At 62.4% G+C, this 25,443-nt stretch carries 22 protein-coding genes and 1 pseudogene; 6 read left to right on the forward strand and 17 right to left on the reverse strand.

The features are described 5' to 3' along the window. Positions 1 to 188 precede the first annotated feature (188 nt). From CTR53_RS09745 to CTR53_RS09805, 13 genes are all read right to left on the reverse strand, one after another. Positions 189 to 1,778: a gamma-glutamyltransferase family protein gene (locus CTR53_RS09745; RefSeq protein ID WP_290812111.1), complete on the reverse strand. Its 1,590-nt coding sequence runs from the start codon at positions 1,776 to 1,778 to the stop codon at positions 189 to 191. A 44-nt stretch (positions 1,779 to 1,822) separates the two neighbouring features. Then, positions 1,823 to 3,148 carry a TRAP transporter large permease subunit gene (locus CTR53_RS09750; protein WP_290812114.1) on the reverse strand — a complete coding sequence of 442 codons (1,326 nt, stop codon included), beginning with the start codon at positions 3,146 to 3,148 and terminating at the stop codon, positions 1,823 to 1,825. Beyond that, on the reverse strand, positions 3,135 to 3,695 hold the full coding sequence (locus CTR53_RS09755; RefSeq protein WP_290812117.1) for a TRAP transporter small permease subunit: 561 nt from the start codon (positions 3,693 to 3,695) through the stop codon (positions 3,135 to 3,137). Before CTR53_RS09755 ends, CTR53_RS09750 begins: the two co-directional genes overlap by 14 nt. Before the next feature lie 9 nt (positions 3,696 to 3,704). Continuing rightward, positions 3,705 to 4,811: a TRAP transporter substrate-binding protein gene (locus tag CTR53_RS09760; RefSeq protein ID WP_290812120.1), complete on the reverse strand. Its 1,107-nt coding sequence runs from the start codon at positions 4,809 to 4,811 to the stop codon at positions 3,705 to 3,707. A gap of 328 nt (positions 4,812 to 5,139) precedes the next feature. Then, positions 5,140 to 5,385: an AtzH-like domain-containing protein gene (locus CTR53_RS09765; protein ID WP_290812123.1), complete on the reverse strand. Its 246-nt coding sequence runs from the start codon at positions 5,383 to 5,385 to the stop codon at positions 5,140 to 5,142. 7 nt (positions 5,386 to 5,392) lie between these two features. Continuing rightward, complete coding sequence (locus CTR53_RS09770; protein WP_290812126.1) at positions 5,393 to 6,781, reverse strand: AtzE family amidohydrolase; 1,389 nt, start codon at positions 6,779 to 6,781, stop codon at positions 5,393 to 5,395. A 4-nt stretch (positions 6,782 to 6,785) separates the two neighbouring features. Then, positions 6,786 to 6,974, reverse strand: a complete 189-nt coding sequence (locus CTR53_RS09775; protein WP_290812129.1) for a DUF4089 domain-containing protein — start codon at positions 6,972 to 6,974, stop codon at positions 6,786 to 6,788. Further along, positions 6,971 to 8,041, reverse strand: a complete 1,071-nt coding sequence (locus tag CTR53_RS09780; RefSeq protein ID WP_290812132.1) for an ABC transporter ATP-binding protein — start codon at positions 8,039 to 8,041, stop codon at positions 6,971 to 6,973. Before CTR53_RS09780 ends, CTR53_RS09775 begins: the two co-directional genes overlap by 4 nt. Continuing rightward, positions 8,038 to 8,601 (reverse strand): ABC transporter ATP-binding protein, encoded by a 564-nt coding sequence (locus tag CTR53_RS09785; RefSeq protein WP_290812135.1) that lies wholly within the window; start codon positions 8,599 to 8,601, stop codon positions 8,038 to 8,040. Before CTR53_RS09785 ends, CTR53_RS09780 begins: the two co-directional genes overlap by 4 nt. Next, positions 8,543 to 8,944 (reverse strand): ATP-binding cassette domain-containing protein, encoded by a 402-nt coding sequence (locus tag CTR53_RS09790; protein ID WP_290812140.1) that lies wholly within the window; start codon positions 8,942 to 8,944, stop codon positions 8,543 to 8,545. The genes CTR53_RS09785 and CTR53_RS09790 overlap by 59 nt, the downstream gene beginning before the upstream one ends. Further along, complete coding sequence (locus CTR53_RS09795; RefSeq protein WP_290812143.1) at positions 8,941 to 9,792, reverse strand: ABC transporter permease; 852 nt, start codon at positions 9,790 to 9,792, stop codon at positions 8,941 to 8,943. The genes CTR53_RS09790 and CTR53_RS09795 overlap by 4 nt, the downstream gene beginning before the upstream one ends. 13 nt (positions 9,793 to 9,805) lie before the next feature. Then, a complete protein-coding gene (locus CTR53_RS09800; RefSeq protein ID WP_290812146.1) occupies positions 9,806 to 10,816 on the reverse strand; it encodes an ABC transporter permease in 1,011 nt (336 codons plus the stop codon). A 31-nt stretch (positions 10,817 to 10,847) separates the two neighbouring features. Further along, positions 10,848 to 12,458, reverse strand: a complete 1,611-nt coding sequence (locus CTR53_RS09805) for an ABC transporter substrate-binding protein (protein WP_290812149.1) — start codon at positions 12,456 to 12,458, stop codon at positions 10,848 to 10,850. Positions 12,459 to 12,771: 313 nt separating this feature from the next. Between CTR53_RS09805 and atzF the strand changes: the two genes are divergently transcribed. Continuing rightward, positions 12,772 to 14,598: an allophanate hydrolase gene (gene atzF / locus CTR53_RS09810; RefSeq protein ID WP_290812152.1), complete on the forward strand. Its 1,827-nt coding sequence runs from the start codon at positions 12,772 to 12,774 to the stop codon at positions 14,596 to 14,598. Here the strand turns inward: atzF and CTR53_RS09815 are convergent. The 4 genes from CTR53_RS09815 to CTR53_RS09830 all read right to left on the reverse strand — a co-directional run bounded on the left by CTR53_RS09815 (position 14,528) and on the right by CTR53_RS09830 (position 19,781). Further along, positions 14,528 to 15,232 carry a GntR family transcriptional regulator gene (locus tag CTR53_RS09815; protein ID WP_290812155.1) on the reverse strand — a complete coding sequence of 235 codons (705 nt, stop codon included), beginning with the start codon at positions 15,230 to 15,232 and terminating at the stop codon, positions 14,528 to 14,530. The two genes, atzF and CTR53_RS09815, sit on opposite strands and share 71 nt — an antisense overlap. Positions 15,233 to 15,583: 351 nt before the next feature. Continuing rightward, the gene (locus CTR53_RS09820; RefSeq protein ID WP_290812158.1) at positions 15,584 to 16,915 is read right to left on the reverse strand and encodes a tyrosine-type recombinase/integrase; all 1,332 of its coding nucleotides are present in this window, start codon (positions 16,913 to 16,915) and stop codon (positions 15,584 to 15,586) included. A gap of 407 nt (positions 16,916 to 17,322) precedes the next feature. Beyond that, the gene (locus tag CTR53_RS09825) at positions 17,323 to 18,735 is read right to left on the reverse strand and encodes an amidase (protein WP_290812161.1); all 1,413 of its coding nucleotides are present in this window, start codon (positions 18,733 to 18,735) and stop codon (positions 17,323 to 17,325) included. Positions 18,736 to 18,740: 5 nt separating this feature from the next. After that, positions 18,741 to 19,781 carry a LacI family DNA-binding transcriptional regulator gene (locus CTR53_RS09830; RefSeq protein WP_290812164.1) on the reverse strand — a complete coding sequence of 347 codons (1,041 nt, stop codon included), beginning with the start codon at positions 19,779 to 19,781 and terminating at the stop codon, positions 18,741 to 18,743. A gap of 193 nt (positions 19,782 to 19,974) precedes the next feature. On the opposite strand from CTR53_RS09830, the pseudogene CTR53_RS09835 reads away from it, so the two are divergent. The 5 genes and pseudogenes from CTR53_RS09835 (at position 19,975) to CTR53_RS09855 (ending at position 25,432) form a co-directional block, all read left to right on the forward strand. Next, positions 19,975 to 20,929, forward strand: a pseudogene (locus tag CTR53_RS09835) (ABC transporter permease). A 4-nt stretch (positions 20,930 to 20,933) separates the two neighbouring features. Continuing rightward, a complete protein-coding gene (locus CTR53_RS09840) occupies positions 20,934 to 21,815 on the forward strand; it encodes an ABC transporter permease (RefSeq protein ID WP_290812167.1) in 882 nt (293 codons plus the stop codon). After that, positions 21,812 to 22,837, forward strand: a complete 1,026-nt coding sequence (locus tag CTR53_RS09845; RefSeq protein ID WP_290812170.1) for an ABC transporter ATP-binding protein — start codon at positions 21,812 to 21,814, stop codon at positions 22,835 to 22,837. The genes CTR53_RS09840 and CTR53_RS09845 overlap by 4 nt, the downstream gene beginning before the upstream one ends. Beyond that, a complete protein-coding gene (locus CTR53_RS09850; protein WP_290812173.1) occupies positions 22,834 to 23,823 on the forward strand; it encodes an ABC transporter ATP-binding protein in 990 nt (329 codons plus the stop codon). The genes CTR53_RS09845 and CTR53_RS09850 overlap by 4 nt, the downstream gene beginning before the upstream one ends. Before the next feature lie 31 nt (positions 23,824 to 23,854). Then, positions 23,855 to 25,432: an ABC transporter substrate-binding protein gene (locus tag CTR53_RS09855; RefSeq protein WP_290812177.1), complete on the forward strand. Its 1,578-nt coding sequence runs from the start codon at positions 23,855 to 23,857 to the stop codon at positions 25,430 to 25,432. The last annotated feature ends 11 nt before the right edge of the window (positions 25,433 to 25,443 follow it).

The raw sequence follows: 25,443 nt of genomic DNA on the forward strand, positions 1-25,443 counted from the left end.
GAAGCGAACACCCGTCGTAAGCTTGCGGGGGGGAAGCCTACTTTCCTGCCCCGGCCAGTTGGAAAAATACCGGAAAACTGCAGATGGGTAAACTGCTCAAGTAGCTATCGCTACCATGCTTTAGCAGCGGTGTGTCCCAAATTGTCCCACGAATTTGTAGTGCCGGGATTTTCCAGGACGGCCAGAATTCAAAAACCCGACGCCGCGCCGTCGCTACGCGGATCGGTGGCGCCTTCCAGCACGCCATCGGCATGCCGGACAATCGCGCCGGCATGGCCCATGGTGCCGGTGAAGGCACCGAGCATTTCCACATCGTGACCAGCCGATTTCAGAGCCGCGACCAGCGCCGGATCGAAACGGCTTTCCAGCTTCAGCGTGACGCTGTTTTCGCCCCAGGTCTTGCCCAGCAGCCAGCGCGGCGCGGTAACGGATTCCTGCAGCCCCTGACCGAACAGGCCATAGCGCGTGAAGATGGCCGACTGGGTCTGCGGCTGGCCCTCGCCGCCCATGGTGCCGTAGACTATGGTGCGGCCATCGGCGAAGCGTGCCATGGCCGGATTGAGCGTATGGAACGGCATGCGGCCGGGTTTCAGTAGGCGCGGACCGGTGCCTTCCAGCAGGAAGCTGGCGCCTCGGTTCTGCCAGTTGATGCCGGTCTCCTCCAGCACGCAGCCAGAGCCGAATTCGAAATAGATCGACTGGATGAAGCTGACCGCCAGGCCATTGCCGTCGATGGCGCCCATCCAGGTGGTGTCGCCGCCAGATGCCGGCTGCGGCCAGGGCAGCGCGGTCGTGCGGTCGATCTTCGCGGTCAGCGCATCCAGTACTGCTGCCTCCAGATATTTTTCCGGCGGCTCCGGCATCGCCTCGGGATCGCCGACGATGCGGTCGCGCACGAGGAAGGCCTGCTTGGTCGCCTCGACCAGACCGTGGATATGATCGAAGCCTTCGGCCTGCGTCACCCCCAGCCGCTCGAACAGCGCCAGAATCATCAACGACGACAACCCCTGCGTCGGCGGCGGGAAATTGAACAGCCGCGCGGTTTCCAGCCCGACGCTGAGCGGCGCGACACGGCGCGCCTGATGCCGTGCCAGGTCTTCGGCCGTCACCGGGCTGCTGGCCCTGGCCAGATCGGCGGCGATCCGTTTCGCCAGCTGGCCGCGATAGAAATCCTCCGTGCCCGCCGCGCCGATGGCTTTCAGCGTGGCGGCGAGCGCGGGCAGTTTCATCAGGCTGCGTGCGGCCGGCGGTTTGCCATCGGGCAGGAAACGCGCGGCGAAACCCGGCGCATCTTTCAGCTCCGGCATCTTTTCCGTCGTCAGGTCATGCTGGCTCTGCGTGACGGCGAAACCATGTTCGGCATGCCAGACGGCATCCTGCACCAGACGCGACAGCGGCAATTTTCCACCAAATTCGGCGCTGAGCCTGAGGGCTTCACCCCAGCCGCTCACCGTGGCGGCCACGGTATTGGCCGCCAGTGGCCCGCGCCACGGAATGCTCGACAGACCCTTCGATCTGTACAGTTCCGGCGTGGCAACCGCAGCGGCACGACCGCAGGCTTCGACCGCCACCGGATCCTGCCCCGGCGCGGCAATCAGCCAGAAGCCGTCGCCACCGATACCGGTCATATGCGGATAGATCGCCGTCAGCGTCGCCGCCATTGCCACCGTCGCCTCAATGGCATTGCCGCCCTCGCGCAGCACGGCCAGACCGGCTTCGGAGGCCAGATGATGGGGGGCGGTGACCATGCCCCGGCGGGCGCGCGGTGTGTTCAGCATGGCAGTTTCTTACGACAAGCTCATTTGCTTTACCAGCCGCGCTCTTACCAGCCGATGGCGCGCGGCAGCCAGGTGGCGATACCCGGCATGTAGAACAGGATCACCACCGACAGCACCTGCAGCGCGATGAACGGCAGCACACCTTTATAGATATCGAGTGTGGTGACCTGCGGCGGCGCCACGCCGCGCAGGTAGAACAGCGCCCAGCCGAATGGCGGCGTGAGGAAGGAGGTCTGCATGTTCATGGCGATCAGCGTGGCGACCCAGACCATGTCGACATTGGCGGCCTGCAGCACCGGCAGGAACAGCGGCACCACGATGTAGCTGATCTCAATCCATTCGATGAAGAAGCCGAGGATGAAGATCAGGAACATCATGAACCACAGCACGCCTTCGATGCCACCGGGCACCATCTTGAAGAAGTCATGCACCAGCTGCTCGCCCTGCAGGCCGCGGAAGGCCAGCGCAAAGACCTGCGCGCAGATCAGGATGAACATCATGGAGGCGGTGATGCGACCGGTGGCGTAGACGGTTTCCTTCAGCATGGTCCAGTTGAAGCGGCCGGCAATGGCGGCGACCAGAATACTGCCCAGCGCGCCCATCGAGGCGGCCTCGGTGGGGGCCGCCACGCCGCCGATGATCGAACCCAGCACCGCCAGCACCAGCGCGATCGGCGGCAGGCCGACCTTGAAGGTCTTGCGCAGCAACTCCTGCCGGCTCATGGCGAAGCGTTCCTCGGCCGGGATGGGCGGCACCATCTCGGGCTTCACCATGCCCACGACCAGCAGGAAGATGCAGAAGATACCAGCCAGCATCATGCCGGGAACGAGTGCCGCAGCGAACAGCGTACCGACGGATTCGCCGAGGATATCGGCCAGCAGGATGATCAGCGTGCTGGGCGGAATGATCTGGCCCAGCGTGCCCGAAGCGCAGATCGTGCCGCAGGCGATACTCTTGTTGTAGCCGCGCCGGAGCAGGGTCGGCAGAGTGAGCAGGCCGAGCGTCACGATGGTGGCGCCGACGATACCGGTGGTGGCGCCCATCAGAACGCCGACCAGCACGATGCCGATGCCCATGCCGCCGCGCAGGCCGCCCGAAAGATGCCCGATCACTTCCATCAGCTCATCGGCGATGCGGGATTTCTCCAGCATCATGCCCATGAAGACAAAGAGCGGGATGGCGATCAGCGTGTAGTTGGCGGTCACGCCATAGATACGCGCCGGCAACAGGTTGAACAGCAGCGAGCCGAAGCCGAGCCAGCCGAAGAAGAAGCCGCTGATCGCCAGGGTCAGCGCAACCGGGATGCCGAGCGCGAGCAGGACAAAGAAGGAGGCGATGCAGGACAGCGCCAGGATTTCATTCAGCGGCATGTTCGAATGGCTTGTCGGGTTGTGCGGCAGGCGGAAGTTCGCCGCCGAGGAAGGGAATCAGCGACCGCAGCGTGGCGGCCAGGCTCTGCACCAGCAGCAGCAGGAAGCCGAGCGGGATCATGGCTTTCAGGATGAAGCGGTAGGGCAGCCCGCCGGGATCAGGCGATTTCTCGCCGATCATGTAGGACTGCAGCACATAGCCGATGCTGAGCTTGATGATGATGGCCGCGAAGGCTACGGCGACCAGACAGGAGGCGACTTCCAGCCCCTGCTGTGCGCGCACCGGCAGCCGGCCATAGAGAATGTCGACCCGCACATGTCCTTCGTGCTTGATCGCATAGGCGATACAGAGCAGCGAGACCGGCGCCATCAGATGCCATTCCAGCTCCTGCATCGCCACCGATCCGGTATGGAACAGGTAGCGCAGCAGTACATTGAAGGCCATGACGCAGACCAGCGCGAAGCCAGTCCAGGATGCGAGGCGGCCCGAATGCTCGACAACGAAATCGAGAAAACGGGCCGCCGACTCCAGACGCGAAGCAAACATGAAACGCGATCAGGCCTTGGTGAGCTGGCCGCGGATCTGGCTCTGGTAGACCGATTCCGACACGCCGGCCCATTTGTCGTGATTGGCCTTGAAGGCGAGGAAGGCATCGTGAACCTTCTTCATCGCCGGATCCTTGGCGGCGCCATCGTTCAGCACGGCCTCGGTGGCTTCTTTCAGCCTGGCGACCACCTGCGGCGGCAGCGGCTGGGCCGTGACGCCGTGGTTCTTGACCAGGTCGTCGAGCGCCTCGGCATTGGTGGCTTCGCACCAGGTATGACTGATCGTGTTGCAGGCCGCCGCCGCCGCACGCACGATTTCCTGCAGGTCGGGCGGCAGCGACTCCCAGGCCTTCTTGTTGACGATCAGCTCGGTGACGTTGGACGGCTCGTGCCAGCCGGTGGTGTAGTAGAACTTCGCCGCCTTCTGCAGGCCGAGGCGGCGATCTTGGTAGGGACCGACGAATTCGGCCGCATCGATCACGCCGCGTTCCAGCGCCGGGAAGATTTCGCCGCCGGGTAGCAGCTTCACATCGACGCCGAGCGTGGCATAGACCTTGCCGGCCAGGCCCGGGATGCGCATTTTCAGACCCTTGTAGTCGTCCAGTCCGGTGATCGGCTTGCGATACCAGCCGGTCATCTGCACGCCGGTATTGCCCATCACCATCGGCACGAGGTCGAAGGGCGCGTAGAGCTCGTCCCACAGCTTCTGGCCGCCGCCATGATAGATCCAGGCCGTCATACCCTGGAAATTCAGGCCAAAGGGCACGGTGGTGAAATACTGCGCCGCCGGAATCTTGCCCGCCCAGAAATAGCTGTTGGCGGCATTCATCTCGACGATGCCTTTCGACACCGCATCGAAGCCTTCGAGTGCCGGGATCAGTTCGCCGGCAGCGAAATGCTGGATGGTCAGGCGACCGCCCGACATCTTCTTCACCATCTCGCAGAAATCAGTCGGGCTGCCAGGACCGGCCACGTAGAACGGCGAACCGGGGCCATAGGCATTGGTCATCTTCCACTGGAAAGACTTGGTCTGCGCCGTGGCGATATTCGGTTTGGCGAAGGTGGCGGCGGCAGCGCCGCCGAGCAGACCGGCCTTGACGAAGAAACGACGTTTCATGGCATCCCCCTGAAGATCCGAGCAATGCCGCGCGCGCGGATGCACATCGCGGCTGACAACCTGTTCAGGTATGCAATCGATATGCCACTACGTATGCATTGTGCAGAAATGGGTACGCCGTTGTTTTTGCGCCCGGCGGCTGCCGGTGCAGAACCAATCGCTCAGACCGCCGCAATAGGTTCCGGCAACGCGTTGCCGTTTATCTCGGCAGATGCACGGAATACTGCGCCGGCGATCAGGACGCCGGCAGGGATTGGCGCCGATTGTCGATGCGCTGCGCGAGATGCGATTGGTACAGATGGCGCATGACGGTGCTGCGGGCGGAACTCTAGCCTTCCAGCAGACTCACATGGGCGGAGACGACGCGCCAGCCATCCGGGGTGCGGATCCAGGTCTGGCTCTGCCGGCCGGTCTTGGTGCTGTTCTTGCGTTTGAATTCGGTATTCGCGGTGGCGAAGTCGCGGCCATACGTCGTGATCCGCGTATTGTAGATGTCGCGTTCAAGGCCGGCTGACGGCCGGCCGGCACGGAAGGCCNNCACTTCGGCGACGATCTCAGGGATATTCACATCCATCTTGCTCTCACACAGCTTTCGATGCGGCAATGCCGATGTTTTCCAGATGCCGTGCCACCCGCAGCGCCAGTTCTTCTTTCCACGGCGCGGCAATGATCTGCACCCCGATCGGCAGCTTGCCATCCCGCTCGGCCCAGGGGGCGGTCACCACGGGCAGGCCGATGGCCGAGATTGGTTGCGTGAACAGGCCGAGATTGGCCCGTACCGGCATCTCCACGCCATTCAACGTCATCAGCACCTGACCGAGCTTCGGCGCCACGCGCGGCGTCGCGGGCGCCAAAATGATGTCAACATCGCGGAACACCTCCGCCACGCGGGCGCGATACCAGGCACGGAAACGATGCGCCTGCGCCAGCCAGTCGCTTGGTAGCATCAGGCCGGCAAGGAAACGGTCGCGCACGGCGGGGTCGAAGTCGTTGGGGCGAGTCTTCAGCCGCTCCCGATGGAGATTGGCGCCTTCAACAGTAGTGATCACATAGGCCGCCGCGCGACCGCGTCCAGCCTCGGGGATGGTGATGCGTCGGTCGGTGTTTAATGCCCTGGCGAAGGCAGCCACGGCCTCATGCACTTCCGGATCACCCTGTTTGGCGAAATAGTCGTCAGCGACGGCGATACGCAGGTCTCCAATGCCGTCGTTCAGCTTCGCGATCACCGGCTCGGCCGGCTTCTGTGCGCACCAGAGATCATTTTCATCCGGTCCCTGCATGGCGTCGTAGCTTAGCGCGAGATCGGTAACCGACCGCGTCATGGGGCCGAGATGATCGAGATCGGCCACAAAGGGGAAGCTGCCATGCCGGCTGAGTCGGCCGAAGGTGGGCTTCAGTCCGAACAGGCCGCAGAGCGACGCCGGCACGCGGATGGAGCCGTTGGTGTCGGAACCAAGCGCCAGCGGCACCATGCCGGAGGCTACCGACGTGCCCGATCCGCCGGACGACCCGCCCGACATGCAGGTGGGATCGTGCGGGTTACGCGACGGGCCGTAATGAATGTTCTCGCCGGTGAAGTCATAGGCGTATTCGCCCATGTTGAGCGCGCCGACCAGAATGGCGCCGGCGGCTTCCAGCCGTCGCACCAGCGTCGCATCGCCCTGCGCCGGCGGGTCGTCGCGGTTGATCTTCGAGCCGGCCAATGTGGACAGACCGGCTACGTCGAACAGGTTCTTGACGGCAAAGCATACGCCAGCCAGCGGTCCGGCATCCCTGCCTTCGTCAATCGCCTGGTCAATGGCGGCTGCCTTGGCGCGGGCGCGTTCGGAGGTGATGGCCGTGAAGGCGTTCAGTGACGGATTGGCGGTGTCGATACGGGCGAGCGCAACCTGCAGCGCCTCGGTAGCGGAGATCTTGCCGCCGCGCACGGCGGCGGCGATCTGATATCCCTTGCTCTGGAAATCGATCATGCTTTTACGGCTTGAACACCGAGGCGGGCTCGACCGTGTCCGGCAATGGGAAGTTCAGCACGGCCTGCGCGATCTGGCGTGAGCGGATCAGGTTGTCGAGCACGGCCGGTTTCCAGTCCGGGGCGATGATGATGTCCATCGCGGCTGCTGTGGCTTCCAGATAGGTTTCGGCGTCGAACGCGTCCTGGCTCATGCAACATCCTCGATCAGCGGGTCGGGTTTGACGATATCGGCAGAGGCAGTATCGGCAAGCGGGAAATGGCAGGCAACCGAATGGCTGGGACCGACACCTTGCAGCAGCGGCATCATCTGAGTGCAGGCCTCTGTACCCTGTGGACACCTGCCGTAGAAGCGGCAGACTTTCGGGTCTGGATCGATCGGGCTGCGCGGCTCGCCTGAAATACGCAGGCGCGGTGTATTGAGATCCTGCCCGAAATGCGGGATCGCCGACAGCAGCGCCCTGGTATAGGGATGCGCCGGATAGCGGAAGACGTGTTCCGCCGGGCCGGTTTCGACGATCTTACCCAGATACATCACCATCACGCGGTCGCAGAGCAGGCGCACCACGTTGAGATCGTGACTGACGAAAAGATAGCTCATGCCAAGCCGCTGCTTGAGGTCTTCCAGCAGTTGCAGGATCACCACCTGCACCGAGACATCCAGCGCCGCGGTTGGTTCGTCGAGGATGAGCAGATCTGGCTCCACGGCGATGGCGCGAGCGATGCCGACACGCGCCTTCTGCCCGCCGGACAGCTGATGCGGAAAGCGTTCCAGCAGTTCCAGCGGCAGGCCACACATGGTGGCAAGTTCCTCGACGCGGGCTTTCAGCACCGCTGCGGGCATGGGCTTCAGGCGGCGGATCGGATCGGCGATGGCGGCAAAACCGGTGAAGCGCGGGTTGAGGCTGTCGCCGGCATCCTGGAACACCATCTGGATGCGCGGGCGATAAGCGCTGCGGCCAAAGCCTTTGGCCGGCTGATGGCCGATCTCCTCGCCGTCGAGATGGATGCTGCCATCGGTAATATCCAGCAGCCTGGTCAGCAGGCGAACCAGCGTGGACTTGCCACAGCCGCTTTCGCCTACCAGGCCAAGTGTCTCGCCCCTGCCGATGGTGAAGGTAACATCATCCACGGCATGGAGCATAGCGACGGGTTTTGCGGCGCCACGTGCGCGTTCAAGCAGGCCGGGCTTCTTGCCGACGGCGAAATGCTTGTGCAGCGACTGCGCATCCAGCAATGGCTTGTTGAAAATATCCTTCATAGCGGATTCCAGCAGGCGACGACGCTGTGCTTCAGTTCGCCCAGCACCTGGGGCAGGGCCTGGTCGCAACGCGCCTGCTTGCGCTCGCAACGCGTGTTGTAGCGGCAGGGGGCAATGCTGGCGGCGCGCAGGTCGGGCAGGTTGCCGGGAATGGCGGCCAGGTCTTTCAGGTTTACGCTCGGTTTGGGCGTCGCGGCGATCAGCTTGGCGGTATAGGGATGGCGCGGATGGTGGAACAGTTCAGCGGTTGGCGCGGCCTCGACGATATGGCCGGCATGCATCACCACGATATGGTCGCAGTATTCCGCCGCCATGCCGAGGTCATGCGTGATCAGCAGGGTCGACATGCCCTGGTCGGCGCCCAGTTCGGCGATCAGATCCATGATGGCGGCCTGGGTGGTCACGTCCAGCCCTGTGGTCGGCTCGTCGGCAATCAGCAGTTTGGGCGAGCAGGCGATCGCAATCGCGATCATGATGCGCTGGCACATGCCGCCAGAAAGCTCAAAGGGATAGGCCTTGGCGCGGCGTTCCGGATCGGGGATGCGCACCTTCTTCAGCATCTCGATGGCGCGCTGCGGAGCCTCGCGNNAGCGCCACGCGCGGGTTTTGGAAGATCATCGAGATTTCGCGGCCGCGAATGTCGCGCAGCACACTTTCCGGCGTGTTCAGCAGGTCGAGGCCGCCGAAGCTGGCGCTGCCCTGGCTGACGCGGCCGGCGGCATCGAGAATGCCCATCACCGTATAGGCGGTGACGGATTTGCCCGAGCCGCTTTCGCCCACGATGGCGACCATCTCGCCCTTGTTGATCCTGAAGCTGACGCGGTCGAGCGCCTTGACGATACCGCCGCGGGTGCGGAATTCGACGCTCAGATCATCGACGGCCAGGACGGGGACGGCACTCATGTCCTTCTCCTCGGGTCCACGATATCGCGCAACCCGTCACCCAGCAGGTTGAAGCAGAAGACGGCGGTCATCAGCGCCAGGCCTGGGAACAGCGCCACCCACCATTCGCCCGAGATCATGTAGGCAGCACCTTCGGCCACGAGAATCCCCCATTCCGGCGTCGGCGGCGAGATCCCTAAGCCGATGAAGGAAAGCCCCGCCGCATTCAGGATGGCGTAGCCCATGGTGAGCGAACATTGCACCATCAGGATGGGCAGGATATTGGGCAGAATCTGCATCAGCAGGATCCGCGCCTCGCCATTGCCGGACAGCCGCGCGGCTTCCACAAATCCGGCGTTGCGCCTGATATTGGCCTCGGCGCGGGCGACGCGGGCATAGAGCGGCGTGTTGATGATCGCGGTGGCCAGCACGATATTGCCCACCGAGTTGCCCAGCGCCGCCACAATGCCCATGGCCAGCACGAACAGCGGAAAGGCCATGATTGTATCGGCCACGCGGCCGACCAGCCGGTCGACCCAGCCACCGAAAAAGCCGGCGGCGATGCCGGCCAGTGCCCCGATCGCAAAGGTAAGGATCACCGAGGCGAAGGCAATGCCAAGATCGAGGCGGGTGGCAACCAGTACGCGGCTGAAGATGTCGCGACCCAGCGAATCCGTGCCGAACCAATGCGCGGCGGATGGCGGATTCAACGCCATGGCGGCATTGGTCTGCAAGGGATTATACGGCGCGATCCACGGGCCGAAGATGGCGCAGAGCACGATGAAGCCGAACAGCGCAAAGGCGAACAGCGTGACCGGATTCTCGGCCAGGACATAGCGGATATGCTTGACGGTTGCCGCGGTGCTCATGCGAAAACCTGCCTCACTCGAAGCCCACGCGCGGGTCGATCACGATGTAGAGGATGTCGATGGCGAGGTTGAGTGCCACATAGAGCAGTGCCATGGTCAGCACAAAGCCCTGGATCGGCGCATAATCCGACGCAATCAGTGCCTCGATGGCGAAAGTGCCGATGCCGGGCCAGGAGAACACTTTCTCGACCAGTACATTGGCGCCAAGCAGGAATGAGAACACCATGCCCAGCGTGGTGATCACGGGCAGCATCGCGTTGCGGAAGGCATAGCCGTAGATGATCTTGCTCTTGGGCAGGCCCGAGGCGCGGGCAGTGCGGATGAAGTCGCTGCTCAGAACTTCCAGCATGGCGGCGCGGGTCATGCGCGCCAGTGGAGCCATGGTGAAGATCGCCAGTGCCGCCACGGGCAGCAGCAGTTGTGCTGCGGCGGCACGGAAGGTTTGGAGATCCCCGGCGATCAGCGCGTCGATGGTGTAAAGTCCGGTGACGGCAGGCGGCGCTGAATAGAAGATGTCGAGCCGGCCGAGCGGTGCCGGCGCCCAGCCGAGCAGATAGTAAAGCACATAGACCAGCAGCAGCCCGGTGAAAAAGGCCGGCAGCGAGACGCCGGCCGTCGTGACGACGCGGCAGGCATGGTCAATCCACGAGCCAGGCCGCGTGGCGGCCAGCACGCCGAGCGGTACGGCAATCAGCACCGAAACCAGCAGGCCGTAGAGTGTGAGTTCCAGAGACGCCGGAAGTCGCGTGCGGATTTCGCTCAGCACCGGCTGGCCGGTGGCGATGGAGTTCCCGAGATTGCCCCGGCCGAGATCCTTCAAATAGACGACGAACTGCTCGGGCAGGCTCTTGTCGAGACCGAGGCTTTTGCGCACTTCCTCGATGGCCTGCTGCGTGGCAGCAGGGCCGGCGAAGAAGACGGCCGGGTCGCCAGGCAGGGCGCGGGTGAGCAGGAAGGTGACAATGAGCACGCCGATCACGCTCGGGATCGCTCCCACTAGGCGCTTTCCGATCAGTCGCAGCATTGCCGCCCTCCTGCTTTACAGCTCCCCGGCCTTAAAGCTTCTCGAACTGGCGGAAGTCGAGCTGGCGATGGAACCAGTAGGTATAGCCCTTGATGTTCTTCTGCATGCCGACATCCAGTATCTGCTGATACAGCGGAATGCGCGGCACTTCTTCCATCGACATCTTGATGAAGCCCAGGACCTGGTCCTTGTACTTGGCCGGATCGGTCTCGAAGCGCGAGGCATCGATCAGCGCATCCATTGATTTGTTCTGATAAGCCATGGTGTTGAACACCGCGTTCTGGCCGTGATAGCCCCAGAAGAAGTAATAATCCGGGAAGTTCAGCCAGCCGCCGAAGCTGGCGATATGGATCGGCCGGTTCTTCTGCAGCAGGGCGTTGCGGAAGTTGGCACTCGGGATTTTCTCGATGCTGGCCTTGATGCCGATCTTGCCCAGGCTTTCCTGCAGCAGCACGGCGGTCGGCTCATCGGCCGTGGCCTCGCCGAGATCGAAGGAGATGGTCGTCTCGAAGCCGTCGGGATAGCCCGCCTCGGCCAGCAGCTTCTTGGCCTTGTCGAGATCGACATTATACGGGAAGGGCTGCGGCCAGACCGGCTCGGTCGGCGTGCTGCTCTTGGCGCCGTACATCATATTGCCGCGGCCGTAGATGGCCGATTTGGAAATCTGCTCAAACGGCACGGCATAGGCTACGGCCTGGCGTACCTTCACGTTGTCGAACGGCTTGGCCGTCGTGATCAGGCCGATGTATTTCAGCGAATTTTCGACCGGCACGCCGACCACGACATATTTGCCCGACCCTTTTTCGGCGAAGATTTCAGACGCATCCTTCTGGGGCATGTCGAGCGAGATATCCGCATCGCCGCGTTCCATCAGAGCACGGCGATTGCCGGCCGAGGGTACGTCGCGGATGATGACGCGCTTCATCTTGGGCAGCGGGCCGCTCTTCCAGTCATCGAAGCGGGTAAAGGTGATTTCCTGGCCTGGCGTCCACTTTTCCAGCTTGTACGCGCCGCTGCCGGCGTCGTTGGTTTTCATCCATTCCATCGCCCACGGATCCTTCTCCGTGGCATGCTTCTTGGCGAGTTCGGAATTGTAGATCGCAGGCACCACGACGGCCATGTCGGGCAGCGACAGCTTATCGCGCTTGGGCAGATCGACGCGGAAGGTGTGGTCGTCCACCGCCACGAACTGTTCCGGCTTGGTCAGCGAGCCTGCGGCCATCTGGAAGGTGGGGAAACCGCCGACGGACACCGCGCGGTCGTAGGACCATTTCACGTCCTTCGCCGTCACCGGTGCGCCATCGTGGAATTTCGCATTGCGCCGCAGCTTGAAAGTCACCGACGTGCCATCGGGCGCTACGGCGTAGCTTTCGGCCAGTTCCGGCTCGATCTTGCTGTAGTCATAGGAAAGCGTGCCGTCGGCCAGCGTCTTGCGGCCGAAGGTGACCAGGCGGTCGTACATGTTCCAGGCGGCGACATAGGAACGGCCGCTGGTGCCGACACCATGGATGTCGAGATTGTTCATACCGGCTTCGACCACGACCAGCAGGGTCTCCTGCCGGGTCTGGGCGGCGGCAGTGCCGGCGATCAGGCCGGCGGCGACAATGGCGGAAGACGCGAAAAGGAAAACACGACGTTGCATGGCAGAGCCCCCGTAGCTGCTTGTCTGGGTTCATCATTGCAACCGATATGCCAAGGGCAGGCCGAAGCCTGCTCTCTGCCGTAATGAATTGTGCGGGCTGGGAAAAAGCCGGCGCTGCCGAAATTGGCGGCGGACGGATGGAGTTTATAATATGATTAAATAAAAGGCATTTGCCTTGGATTGTATGCAAGGTATAGGCAAATGCATAAAGCTACTACATTGATTTTCATGGGATTTGGAGCGGCATCACGCGGTATGGCTATTGCATACAATCTATGGAAAACCGACCACTGCGGTCTGTCGGAGCCGGTACATGGACATCTCACTCGATCTGAAAACCCTCGCTGCAGCTTACGAGAGGGGCCTGCGGCCGACTGAACTGGTGGCGGCGATTTACGACCGCATCGCGGCGCGTGGCGAGGACAATGTCTGGATCGCCCTGGCGCCGAAGGAACAGGCGCTCGCGCGTGCCGCGGCCCTGGAAGCTTCCGGTCGCAGCGCCCAGCAGCCACTCTGGGGCATTCCCTTCGCGGTGAAGGACAATATCGATGTGGCCGGCCTGTCGACCACCGCGGCCTGTCCCGACTTTCTTTATATGCCTGACCGTTCGGCGACCGTGGTGGAAAAGCTGCTGGCTGCCGGCGCACTGCTGATCGGCAAGACCAATCTCGATCAGTTTGCCACCGGCCTTGTCGGTGTACGCAGCCCTTATGGCGTGGCGCGCAATCCGTTCAATGCCGATTACATTCCCGGCGGCTCCAGTTCCGGTTCGGCCGTCTCGGTCGGTGCTGGCCTGGTCAGCTTTTCGCTGGGCACTGACACGGCGGGGTCGGGCCGCGTGCCGGCAGGGTTCAACAATATCGTCGGCCTCAAGCCCAGCGTCGGCCTGCTCAGTGCCAGTGGCATGCTGCCGGCCTGTCGCGCGCTGGACTGCATCTCGATCTTTGCATTGACGGTGAATGATGCCAGCGCGGTGCTGAAGGCTGCCGCCGGATACGATGCTTCGGATGCCTACAGCAGGTCCGCGCCTGCCGGCTGGCATGCGATGCCATCTGTCATGCCGGGCCATTTCCGCTTCGGTGTGCCGCAGGACAGCCAACTCAGGTTCTTCGGCAATGCCGCGGCGGAAGAATTGTTCCGCAGCGCTGTCGGCCGGATGACGGCGCTGGGCGGCGAGAAGGTCGAAATCGACTATGCGCCTTTCGCCGAAGCTGCCGGATTGCTTTACACCCCCGCCGGGACGGCAGAACGCACAGCGGCACTGGGCGATTTCCTGAACAGCCATGCCGATGCGCTGCATCCTGTCACGCGCCGGATCATCGAAGCCGGCAAACAGGCGACCGGCGTCGATGTGCATCGGCACTATTACCGTGTCCGGGAATTGCAGCAGACCTCATCGGCAACCTGGAACGATATCGATGTCCTGCTGCTGCCGACCAGCGGCACGATCTATACGGTCGCGGAGCTCGAAGCCGATCCTGTTCAGCTCAACAGCAACCTCGGCTACTACACGAATTTCGTGAACTACTTCGATCTTGCCGCCCTGGCGGTGCCGAACGGTTTCCAGCCCGACGGATTACCGGCCGGTATCACACTGGTCGGGCCGCATTTCTCCGAGCCGCTGCTGGCCACGATCGGTGACGCCTATCATCGGCAGGGTGGCCTGCAGCTTGGCGCGACCCGCCATGCGCAGCCTGCGACGGCGGCGGCGTCCGGCAATGCGAGTTATCCTTCAGTGACCATCGCAGTCTTCGGCGCGCATATGTCCGGCCTGCCGCTGAATTACCAGTTGCGCGATCTGGGTGGACGACGGCTGGCCGAATGTCGCACATCGCCGGACTACCGCCTCTATGTCATTGCCGGCGCGCTGCCTCGTCCCGGCATGGTGCGGACCCGTCAGGGCGGCACGGCGATACTTGGCGAACTCTGGCAAGTGCCGACCGCCGGTTTCGGCGCTTTTGTCGCCGGCATTCCGGCGCCGCTGGGCATCGGTGACGTGACGCTGGAGGACGGCCGCGTGGTGAAGGGGTTTGTCTGTGAGGCATCCGCGACGGCGGATGCGCCGGACATCACTTCGCTGGGCGGGTGGCGAGCCTGGCTGGAGACGCGGCAGCAGTCTGCTCTGGCTGTGTCCCGGTGACCTGACCGACCGAAGCGGTCGTTACTTTGCCGACATGGCCGCGCATGGCGGCTTCGGCGCCGAGGGCATCGCCCGACAAGATGGCCTGCACAACGCGGTCATGCTCGGCATGGGAATCGTGCAGGCGGCCCAGCACGCGGAACTGCGAACGGCGGAAGGGCAGGACGCGGCGGCGCGTGGCCCAGGCTGTCTCGGCCAGGAAGTCGTTCTTGCTGCCGCGATAGATCAGGTCGTGGAAGTCGTTGTTGAAGGCGGTATAACCCTTGAGGTCGCCGGTCTTGACGAGTGTCAGTGCCGCCTCATGAGCTGAGGACAGTTCGCGTCGTTCTGGCGCGGTCATGCGCAGCGTGGCCAGACGTGCGCAAGTCGCCTCCACCTCGGCCATGACCTCGAACATTTCCTCGATGCGGCGTGTGGTCGGCAGGGCGACGAGGGCGCCGCGATGAGGCCGATATTCCACGAGACCGAGCCCGGCCAACGCTTTGAGAGCTTCGCGGACCGGCGTACGTGACATGCCGAAGGTTTCGGCAAGATCGGCTTCGTCCAGTCGAGCGCCGGGCAGACGCTCACCGGTCACGATCTGCTCGGCGAGCATGTCCCGCAGCTGTTCAGCCAGCGTCCGTTTCTCGTCCATGGCCCGGTAATAAAGGCTTTCGGTGTGTCGTTCAAGAACGAGTCTGATCCACCGCCGGTGTCACGTGGACAATTGATGAGTGGAAGCGGCGGGATTTTTCGACAGTGTCCCAAATTGTCCCAAAAGGCAGAGGTGCTGCCTGTTAAGTGCCGGACTTTCAAGGGGATCGAATTTGCCGTCGTAAGCTCTGTCAGCAGCTTGATCAGCTAAGTGCTGGAGCGGGTGAGGGGAATCGAACCCCCGTCGTAAGCTTGGGAAGCTTAATCAGTAGATTTTCTGTGATTGATCGTAGCCAGTAGGTTTTGGCGCGGTGGGCAGAGTTTAGAGGCCGGCGCCAAGCCGGCCTCTGATTTAGGACGGTAGCTTTGACGTGATACGGCTCGCTACAGTCTCAGCCATAATGGATCGCGCTTCACGACCATATTGAGAATAGCGAGCGCTCATGCGGGTGGTTGAATGCCCCATAAGCGCCATAATCTGCTTCTCATGCATGCCGGCATCAGCAGCCATCTGGCCATAGAAGTGCCGCAAGTCGTGTATACGGGGACGGTCGCCGTCGGGCTTTACCAGGCGAGCCTCATCGCGGATTCGGTACCAAACCCTGGTGATTTCTTTTAGGTGGCTTTGGCGGCTTTCACCGACGAATACATAAGGGTTGCCGACAACGCGCACACTTTTGAGAACGCGCAGCATGTCTTCGAGCGGTTCTGTGATGGCACGAAGCATGGCACGCTGGCCGCGGCCAAGAGATTTAGTCTCTTTCCGTCGGCTGTTGCGAACCCACTCAATAACTTGTCGATCTTCCTTGATCTGATCCCATCGCAGCTTGAGTGCTTCACTCTTGCGTACGCCGGTGATGATCAAGAATCGAATGGCCAAGATAGACCAGGTATTCGGCATATGACCGGCGAATACCCCATCTGAACGTCGCTCGCCTATGATGTATTGACCAGACAGATTGGCCTCAACGGCCATCTTTTGATACTTATTGAGTACTTCGCTCAGGCGCGTTAGTTCGGCATCTTCCCATTCATAATGCCGCTCAGTGTCCAGCTGTGAGAAGTTTCTATCTATGAAATCACAGGGGTTAGTATTGCGCGGCACAAGTTCTTGTCGCTCAGCCCAGTTGAATAGCGCTTTCATGATATCTAGAACGCGATCGGCAACATGAGGGGCGGGGGCTTGGTCAGTCTGTGTGATCTTGCCCGCACCGTCTTTGATATAGACGGTCTTAGTTATGCTGGCATGCCAGGCGCTAATCTCGAACGCGCGGATAGAAACGGCCACTCGGTTACCAAATTTCGGTAGGATTCGTTTCTCGATGCAGCGCCAGGTTTCGTAATTGGGTTGTTTAATAAGGCGGTACTGCTCGGCGACGAAGCCAAGGGTAATTTTCGGCGGCGGCGGTTGTAGAGGATCGGCACCTTTTTGTAGCTCGGCCTTTATCTCAATAACTTTGATGCGCGCGTCCTTTAGCGTCTCTACCCCGTCGAGAACACGCTTCGTGGCATTGCGCTGGCCAGGTGGACGGTATTTGAGAATGAAGGTCTTGCGGCCAGAACGTGCCGAAACACGCACCTTTAAACCTGGCGTTTTTGAATCAATGTAGATGGTGTCTTTGTCAGCGATAGCCTTGAGCTTTGTGAGCTCAGCTTCTGTGCTGAATTTGAGTTGTGCGCGCATAGGTTGCTCCGATTTGGCGACAATTTGGCGACAAAACCGGTGCGAATCCTATTTCCTGGCCTTTCTATCGAATTCCTGCGTTTCCAATAAGCTTATGAATGCTTAGTGAAAATTGGAATCCTGGGAATTGACGGGAACCGCAGACATCCTCGTTGCCGGCCTTTACACCGAGGATGTCGGCGGTTCAATCCCGTCATCGCCCACCATTTTTTAGGCCTCGCGCCGATTTGGCGACAAAGCTCCCGGCTGTCAAATAGCGCAGAGTGACGCGGCAACCGCAGCGCGAAGCCACCCAAATGGACGCAGGCTCGCGAGTGTCGAACTAGCTCGAGTTCGAGCCAGCGCTTTCACATTCGCAAGGCTCCGAGATCTCTGGTCAACTGGTGAGCCAAGCGAGATGAGATCTATTACTTTCCAGTATTCGCTGTCGATTTAGGCTCAATAATCGCGGGCGGCAGACCCAGTAAATGCTCGATGGCGGCTGCAATCTGGAACAGGCGGCCTTCAGAACGCGGCCGGCCGATGATCTGCACGCCAAAAGGCAGGCCGTCACGCGAAAAACCGGCCGGTATCGCCAGTACCGGACAGGCCAGCAGCGAGGTGATGGCCGTGATGGCAATCCAGTCGATATAGGTCCGCTGCCGCACGCCGGCGATCTCCTGCGGCCACATCGTTTCGACCGCGAAAGGCAGGATCGGTGTCGACGGGGTGATTAGCACTTCATATTCGCCGAGGAATGCGATCACGCGGCGGTACATCTCGGCACGATAACGTTCGGCCGCGCCAATGCTGGCGGGCGTCTGGCGCAGGCCGTGTTCGATATCGCCCATCACCTCGGGCGTGAACTGGTGCCGATGGCGCTCCAGGAATGGCTCCCAGGTCGTCACGTAATTGGCGCCACGTAGTGTCAGCAGCGCGGGTAGCGCGCCGGCGAAATCCGGGCAGGCATTGTCGATGTCCATTCCGTCTTTTTGTAATGCCGCGACGAAGGCGTCGCCCAGCGCCCGCACCTGGTCATCCACCGGCAGGCAGCCGAGGTCGGCCGACCAGGCAGCGCGCAACGGCCGGTCGGGCGTCAGGGCCATCGACAGGAAAGGGGCATCCGGCGAAGGCGCGGAGAGCGGATCGGCAGAATCGAAACCGACCATGGCGTCGAAGAACAGCGCCAGGTCGCCCACGTCGCGCGCCATCGGACCATCGACAAAGATCGTGTCGAAGGGATTGAGGATGCTGCGGCGAGGCACGCGGCCGGGTGTCGGGCGCAGGCCCGTCACACCGCAGAAGCTGGCCGGGATGCGCAGGGAACCGCCGACATCGTTGCCATGTGCCAGCCAGACCTGACCGGTGGCGAGCGCCACGGCGGAACCACCCGATGAACCGCCACAGGTCAATGCCGTATTCCACGGATTGCGCGTGGTGCCGAGCGCGGCATTGGTGGTGTTGGCGCCGCCGAGTTCCGACAGGTTGGCCTTGCCGAGCGGAATGCCGCCATTGCGCTCGATCAGCGCGATGGTGCGGTCGGACTCTGGTGCAATGCGGTCGGCGAAGATCGGCGTGCCGCCGGTCCAGCGCACGTTGCCGACGGCGGCGTTGTCCTTGATGACGAAGGGAATACCACCGAGCTTTGAGTGGGGAATCTGTGGATCTTTGGCCTGCTCGCGGGCGCGGTCGAAGCAGCGGGTCGGTACGGCATTCACCGTGCCGTCAACTTTCTCCATCCGCGCAATCGAGGCTTCGACCAGATCGGCTGGGGAAATCTCGCGGCGAGCTAACAGGTCATGCACACGGCGGGCGGAAAGTCTGATCAGGTCTGCTGTCATGCTTTTTACGAAGACTGGGCGGGCAGGGGTTGCGCGGTATCCAGGGGCGCGGCGCAGGACTCGCGGATCACCAGTCGCGATTCCAGGAAATGCGTCTTGCCGGTGCCGGTACGGCCGCCGCTGATCCGGTCGGTCAGCAGCTGCACGGCCATCTCACCCATTTCGCGTACCGGCTGGGCGATGGTGGTCAGCTTGGGGCGGAAAACATTGGCCCAGGCGAAATCGTCGATGCTGATAACCGAGACGTCGTCCGGGCAACGCAGGCCGAGATCGCTCAGCGCACGCATCATGCCGATGGCCATCAGGTTGTTGGCGGCGAAGACTGCGGTCGGCGGCTGCGGCAGACGCATCAGTTCCACGGTGGCATCATAAGCCTGCTGCTCGCGGAAACCGGCTTCGCGCACCAGTCCCGGCTCAAACCGTAACTGACTGGCCAGCAGGGCCTCGCGATAGCCGGCGAGTCGGTCGGCGCCTGTCGTGACGCTGGTCGGGCCCGACAGCAGGCCGATCCGCGTATGACCGCGACGGATCAGATGCTGTGTGGCCTGATGGGCGGCAAGACGATTGTTCAGCACCACGGCATCCAGGCCAAGTCCATCGAAGGCGCGGTCGACCAGCACGACGGGCACGCGGCTTTGCGAGAGCAAAGAGGTGCGGCTGAGGGAAGCCTCGCCGGTGGTGGCCAGGATGATGCCATCGACCCATTGCGAGCGCAGCACCTGCAGATGTTTTTCCTCGCGCACTGGATCTTCATCGCTGTTGCACAGCAGCACCGAATAACCGTGCTGGCTGGCGATGGCCTCCACCGCCTGCACAAGTTCGGTGAAGAAGGGATTGGTGATATCTGCGACGATCAGGCCGAGCAGACCGCTCGACTGCTTGCGCAAGGAGCGGGCAGCGGCGCGGGGCGCGTAGTTCAGCGTGTTGATCGCCTTGAGCACGCGTTCGCGCAACTCGTCGCTGACCCGCTGTGGGTCGTTGACGGTATTCGACACTGTCGCGACCGACACCCCGGCCAGTTTGGCGACATCGCGGATGGTGACCATGCGTTCTATATACTTGAAACGTTTAAAAATCTCCCCCTGATATGCCAGAGGTGCGCGTCCCAGGCAAGGGCAGGCATATCCGCTGCGGGCAGTTTCGTTCTTCGCACATGCGGAATAAATCGATGTCTTCGATCATTTTGGAGCCGCTTGCCAGCCGCCGGAATTTCTGGCACTGGTCTTTGAAACGTTTTACATGGAGAGATCGGAGTCGCTAGTCGAGGGGCGGGCACTTCGGGAACGCAGCGGGGATGGCAGTTTGATCGGGTATGTCGTGCGACGAATTCTGGCCACCATTCCGGTACTCGGGCTGGTCGCGGTTTTCGTCTTTTTCCTGCTTCAGCTGACACCCGGCGACCCGGCCGTGGTGATTGCCGGCGATTACGCCACCACCCAGCAGGTAGAAGCCATCCGCCAGCAGCTCGGCCTCAACCGCCCGATCCTGGAGCAGCTTTATGCGTGGTTCGGTCGTCTGGCCCAAGGCGATCTCGGCACCTCGATTTTCTCTCGTCTGCCGGTGATGACCCTGATCGCCCAGCGGATTGAACCCACCCTGGTGCTGACCCTGTATACTGTCGTGCTGTCAATCGCCTTTGCACTGCCGCTGGGTGTGGTCGCCGCCTATCGCGCAGGCAGCTGGGTGGATCGCGCCGTCATGGGCTTTGCCGTGCTCGGCTTCTCCACGCCGGTCTTCGTGATCGGTTTCTTACTCGTCTATGTCTTTGCGCTGGGGCTGGAATGGTTTCCGACCCAGGGTTACGTGCCGCTGGCGCAAGGCGTCTTCGATAGCCTGCGAAGCATGACGCTGCCGGCCATCACGCTGGCGCTGCTCTACGCGGCCCTGCTCGCCCGCGTCACCCGTGCCAGCATGCTGGAAGTGCTGGCGGAGGACTACGTCCGCACCGCGCATGCCAAGGGGCTGGCGCCGCAGCCGGTGCTGATCGGTCATGCGCTGAAGAATGCNNGGCGTGGTGGTGACCGAGACGGTGTTTAACATCCCCGGTCTCGGGCGCCTGACCGCCGATGCCATCATGCGGCGCGACTATCCCGTGGTGCAGGGCCTGATCCTGCTGTTTGCCGGCGTCTATGTCATCGTCAATCTGCTGGTCGATCTCAGCTATATGCTGTTCGATCCGCGCATCAGGTTGTAGCGCCATGGCTGTCTCGGAAACTGCAGACACGGTCATGCGGCCGCGCCGCGCCGCAGCCTACATCAGCTTCCTGCGCCGCCACCCGACCATCTTGTTCGGACTTGTGGTGTTGCTCGTCGCCGTCGTCGTTGCGCTAATCTCGCCGTATCTGCTGCCAGACCCCAAAGCGATCAATCCAATCTACCGCCTGCGCCCACCGGGTGAGGCATTCTGGTTTGGCACCGACCACCTCGGCCGTTCCGTCCTATCGCGCAGTCTGAACGGGACGCGGGTGTCGCTCGCCGTTGGCATCCTGGTCGCTGTGGCAGTCACGCTGGCGGGTGTCGCCATTGGGCTGCTGTCGGGCTTCCTGCGCAAACTCGACGACATTGTGATGCGGGTGATGGACGGCATCATGGCGGTGCCCGGCGTGCTGCTGGCCATTGCGCTGATGTCCCTGTTCGGCTCCAGCCTGCAGAATGTGGTGATCGCGATCAGTATTCCGGAAATCCCGCGCATGGCGCGGCTGGTGCGCAGCGCCGTGCTCAGCATCCGCGAGCAGCCCTATATCGATGCCGCGATCACCAATGGTACGAGACTGCCGCGCCTGCTCGTGCGGCATGTGCTGCCCAATACGGTGGCGCCGGTGCTGGTGCAGGCCACCTATGTCTTTGCCTCTGCCATGATCCTGGAAGCCGTGCTGTCTTTCCTGGGCGCGGGCACGCCGCCCGAAGTGGCCAGCTGGGGTAACATGATGGCCGAGGGTCGCCAGTATCTGCAGCGCGCGCCCTGGATGGCGGCATTTCCTGGCGTGCTGCTGGCGATTCTGGTGCTGACGGTGAACGTGGTCGGCGACGCGCTGCGCGACGCCATCGATCCGCGTCTTGCCGGTAAGGGGGCGAAATGATCGCCCCCCAGAATGTCGGGCCTCTGCTCAGTGTCGAAAACCTCAGCGTCAACCTCGCGCTGCCACAGGGTGTCATGCCGGTGCTGCATGATCTGTCTTTCACTGTCCAGCGCGGCGAGACGCTCTGTCTGGTCGGTGAAAGCGGCTGCGGCAAGAGCATCACTGCGCTTGCGCTTCTGCGGCTACTGCCCAAGGGAATCGGGCGCATTTCTGCCGGCCGCCTTCTGTTCGACGGTACCGATCTTGCCACGCTCGACGAACCGGCGATGCGCCAGATTCGCGGCAACCGCATCGCCATGATCTTCCAGGAACCGATGACCTCACTCAATCCGGTGCTGACCATTGGGCGGCAGATCGGGGAGGTGCTGCGTCTGCATCAGGGGTTGACGCGTCACGAGGCTGACCAGAAGACCGTCCGCCTGCTGGAACGCGTGCGCATTCCCGATGCGACGCGGCGTCTCGGCCAGTATCCGCACCAGCTGTCCGGTGGCATGCGCCAACGTGTGATGATCGCCATGGCGCTGGCCTGCAGCCCGCAGCTTCTGATTGCCGATGAACCGACCACGGCGCTGGATGTCACCATCCAGGCACAGATCCTCGCCCTGCTGGATGAAATCCGTGCTGAGACCGGGGCAGCGGTGATCATGATCACGCATGATCTGGGCGTGGTCGCTGAAGTGGCGGACCGCGTCGTCGTGCTCTATGCCGGTCGCGCCGTGGAGCAGGCCAGTGTCAGTGCGCTGTTCGCCCATCCGCATCATCCCTATACGCGCGGCCTGATGGAGTCGGTACCGCATATGGCGTTGCATCGTGGCGGCCGGGGTGTGTCGAGGCTGCAGGAAATCAAGGGCACCGTGCCGTCGCCGTTCGACATGCCGCCAGGTTGCGCCTTTGCGCCGCGCTGTGCGCTGGCCAATGACGTCTGCGCGACCGTGCCTGCTCTGCAGGATTTCGGTGCCGGTCATGCTGCCGCCTGCTGGCACGCCGCGCAGCCGATGCCGCGCAAGGCAGGTGCGCTATGACCGCGCCAAATGTCTCTCCGGCGCTTGAAGTCCGCGATTTGGTCAAACATTACCCCTTCCGTCGCAGGCTCTTTGGCGGCGGCGGACATGGCGCCGTACGCGCCGTCGACGGCGTTTCCTTCACATTGCCGCGCGGCGAGACGCTGGCGCTGGTCGGCGAAAGCGGTTGCGGAAAGTCCACCATTGCCAAACTGATCCTGCGCCTGATTGAACCGACCGCCGGCACCGTTCTGCTGGATGGCCAGGATCTGGCCGGCATGCAGGGCGAGGCGCTGCGCCAGGCGCGACAGCGGATCCAGATGGTATTCCAGGACCCGTTCGCCTCGCTCAATCCGCGGCTCAATGCCGCCGATATCGTCGGCGAACCGCTGGTCAATTACGGCAAGGGTGATGCGGCTGCTCGCAATGCACAGGTCGACGCCCTGTTCGACCGGGTCGGCCTCGCGCGCTACCAGCGCGACCGTTATCCGCATCAGTTCTCAGGCGGGCAGCGCCAGCGGCTCGGCATTGCCCGGGCGCTGGCGCTTAATCCCTCCGTGGTGGTGGCTGACGAACCGGTCTCGGCGCTGGATGTTTCAGTGCAGGCCCAGATCCTGAACCTGCTGGCCGATCTGCAGCGCGATCTTGGCCTGTCCTATCTCTTCATCAGTCACGATCTCGGCGTAGTCGAGTATGTCAGTACCACCGTGGCAGTGATGTATCTCGGTGCCATTGTCGAAGTGGCGCCGCGGCAGCGATTTTTCAGCGCAGCCTTGCATCCGTATTCACGCGCTTTGCTGGATGCCGTGCCGTCACCAGATCCGACGCGCCGCAAGCGCCGCAGCCTGCTGCAGGGCGAGGTACCAAGCGCCAGTGCACTGCCCAGCGGCTGCCGCTTCCGCACGCGCTGCCCGAAGGCGACGGCGCTCTGTGCCGAGGCGGCTCCGGCCCCGCGCGAGATCGTTCCACAGCATTTTGTTGCCTGCCATCACATCGAAAACGCGTAACCCAACAACAGAAACGACCACGGAGGAAATCATGCTTAGAATCAAGTCACTCAAACTGCTGGCAGCCACGGCCGTCGCGGCCCTGCTGCTGCAGACCGGCATCGCCGCGGCGCAGGGCAATGTGCTGCGCGTGCGTCCCTTCGGCGATCTGAAGGGTATCGATCCGGTCACCAATTCGGATTATATGGCGCGCAATCACGGCTACATGATCTATGACACGCTGTTCGCCATGGACGAAAAGCTGCAGATCAAGCCGCAGATGCTGGAGAAATACGAGACCAGCGCCGATGGCCTGACCTGGACCTTCACCCTGCGTGACGGCCTGACTTTCCACGACAAGACGCCGGTGACGTCCGCTGACGTAGTCGCCTCGCTGAAGCGCTGGGGCCAGCGCGATGGACTCGGCCAGCAGCTGTTCGCCAATACCGCCAGCCTGGAAGCGGTGGACGCCAAGACCACCAAACTGGTGCTGAAGCAGAAATGGGGCCTGGTGCTGGATGCGCTGGGCAAGCCGAGTTCGGGCGTGCCGTTCATCATGCCGGAGCGCATCGCCAAGACCCCGGCGACGGAATCGCTGACCGATCCGGTCGGTTCTGGGCCCTTCATCATGAAGAAGGATGAATGGGTACCGGGCTCCAAGGTCGTCTATGTGAAGAACCCGAACTACAAGCCGCGCAGCGATGCCGCTTCGGGGTTGGCCGGCGCCAAGCAGGCGAATATCGACCGCGTCGAGTGGCTCTACATGCCGGATGCGCAGACCGCGCTGAATGCTTTGCAGGCTGGCGAGATCGACATCTTCGAGGAAGTGCCGCCGGATATGCTCGCGCTTCTGTCGAAGAACCGGAAAGTCAAGGTCGCGCCGCAGGACTCGCTCGGTGTGCAGGTGGTGTTCCGCATGAACAGCATCCAGCCGCCGTTCAACAATCCGAAAATCCGCGAAGCCATTCGCTACATGGTGGATCAGAATATCTTCATGCGGGCCTATGTGGATATACCGGCACTCTATAAGGACTGCCCGTCCTTCTATATGTGCTCGTCGCCGTACTACACGGATGCGGGATGGGTGAAGCAGGATCTGGCCAAGGCACGCCAGCTGGTGAAGGAGTCTGGCTATGACGGTACGCCGGTTGTCGTGCTGCATGGCACCGAAGCCGGTATCACCAATACCTTCTCCTCGGTCGCCGAACAGCTGATGCGCGACATCGGCCTCAAGGTCGACCCGCAGGCGATGGACTGGGGTACGCTCACGGCCCGGCGCACCAGCAAGAAGCCGACCAACGAAGGCGGCTGGTCGCTGTTCATCTCGGCGCCGACTGGTGCCGACATGATGGACCCATTGGGCCATCTCGGTCTGCGCTCCAACTGCGATGCCTCCTGGTTCGGCTGGCCCTGCGATGACCAGATCGAGAAGCTGCGTACCGAGTTTGCCGTGACGCCGGATCTGGCCAAGCGGCAGGATATCGCCAAGCAGCTGCAGCTGCGCGCCAACCAGGTGGTGCCCTATGTGCCGCTCGGCCAGCTGCACCTGGTGCGCGGCATCTCGACCAGCCTGACCGATATTCCGAAGGCCGCCATTCCGGTCTACTGGAATATCAGGAAGACGAACTGAACCTTGTAACA

This window comes from Ferrovibrio sp. (assembly GCF_002796975.1).
In the GTDB taxonomy this organism is placed as follows: Bacteria; Pseudomonadota; Alphaproteobacteria; order Ferrovibrionales; family Ferrovibrionaceae; genus Ferrovibrio.

Coding starts and splice junctions, on each gene's coding strand:
- CTR53_RS09745 (WP_290812111.1), bottom strand. CDS start 1,778: ATGCTGAACACACCGCGCGCCCGCCGGGGCATGGTCACCGCCCCCCAT.
- CTR53_RS09750 (WP_290812114.1), bottom strand. CDS start 3,148: ATGCCGCTGAATGAAATCCTGGCGCTGTCCTGCATCGCCTCCTTCTTT.
- CTR53_RS09755 (WP_290812117.1), bottom strand. CDS start 3,695: ATGTTTGCTTCGCGTCTGGAGTCGGCGGCCCGTTTTCTCGATTTCGTT.
- CTR53_RS09760 (WP_290812120.1), bottom strand. CDS start 4,811: ATGAAACGTCGTTTCTTCGTCAAGGCCGGTCTGCTCGGCGGCGCTGCC.
- CTR53_RS09770 (WP_290812126.1), bottom strand. CDS start 6,781: ATGATCGATTTCCAGAGCAAGGGATATCAGATCGCCGCCGCCGTGCGC.
- CTR53_RS09775 (WP_290812129.1), bottom strand. CDS start 6,974: ATGAGCCAGGACGCGTTCGACGCCGAAACCTATCTGGAAGCCACAGCA.
- CTR53_RS09780 (WP_290812132.1), bottom strand. CDS start 8,041: ATGAAGGATATTTTCAACAAGCCATTGCTGGATGCGCAGTCGCTGCAC.
- CTR53_RS09785 (WP_290812135.1), bottom strand. CDS start 8,601: ATGCTGAAGAAGGTGCGCATCCCCGATCCGGAACGCCGCGCCAAGGCC.
- CTR53_RS09795 (WP_290812143.1), bottom strand. CDS start 9,792: ATGAGCACCGCGGCAACCGTCAAGCATATCCGCTATGTCCTGGCCGAG.
- CTR53_RS09800 (WP_290812146.1), bottom strand. CDS start 10,816: ATGCTGCGACTGATCGGAAAGCGCCTAGTGGGAGCGATCCCGAGCGTG.
- CTR53_RS09805 (WP_290812149.1), bottom strand. CDS start 12,458: ATGCAACGTCGTGTTTTCCTTTTCGCGTCTTCCGCCATTGTCGCCGCC.
- atzF (WP_290812152.1), top strand. CDS start 12,772: ATGGACATCTCACTCGATCTGAAAACCCTCGCTGCAGCTTACGAGAGG.
- CTR53_RS09815 (WP_290812155.1), bottom strand. CDS start 15,232: ATGGACGAGAAACGGACGCTGGCTGAACAGCTGCGGGACATGCTCGCC.
- CTR53_RS09820 (WP_290812158.1), bottom strand. CDS start 16,915: ATGCGCGCACAACTCAAATTCAGCACAGAAGCTGAGCTCACAAAGCTC.
- CTR53_RS09825 (WP_290812161.1), bottom strand. CDS start 18,735: ATGACAGCAGACCTGATCAGACTTTCCGCCCGCCGTGTGCATGACCTG.
- CTR53_RS09830 (WP_290812164.1), bottom strand. CDS start 19,781: ATGGTCACCATCCGCGATGTCGCCAAACTGGCCGGGGTGTCGGTCGCG.
- CTR53_RS09840 (WP_290812167.1), top strand. CDS start 20,934: ATGGCTGTCTCGGAAACTGCAGACACGGTCATGCGGCCGCGCCGCGCC.
- CTR53_RS09845 (WP_290812170.1), top strand. CDS start 21,812: ATGATCGCCCCCCAGAATGTCGGGCCTCTGCTCAGTGTCGAAAACCTC.
- CTR53_RS09850 (WP_290812173.1), top strand. CDS start 22,834: ATGACCGCGCCAAATGTCTCTCCGGCGCTTGAAGTCCGCGATTTGGTC.
- CTR53_RS09855 (WP_290812177.1), top strand. CDS start 23,855: ATGCTTAGAATCAAGTCACTCAAACTGCTGGCAGCCACGGCCGTCGCG.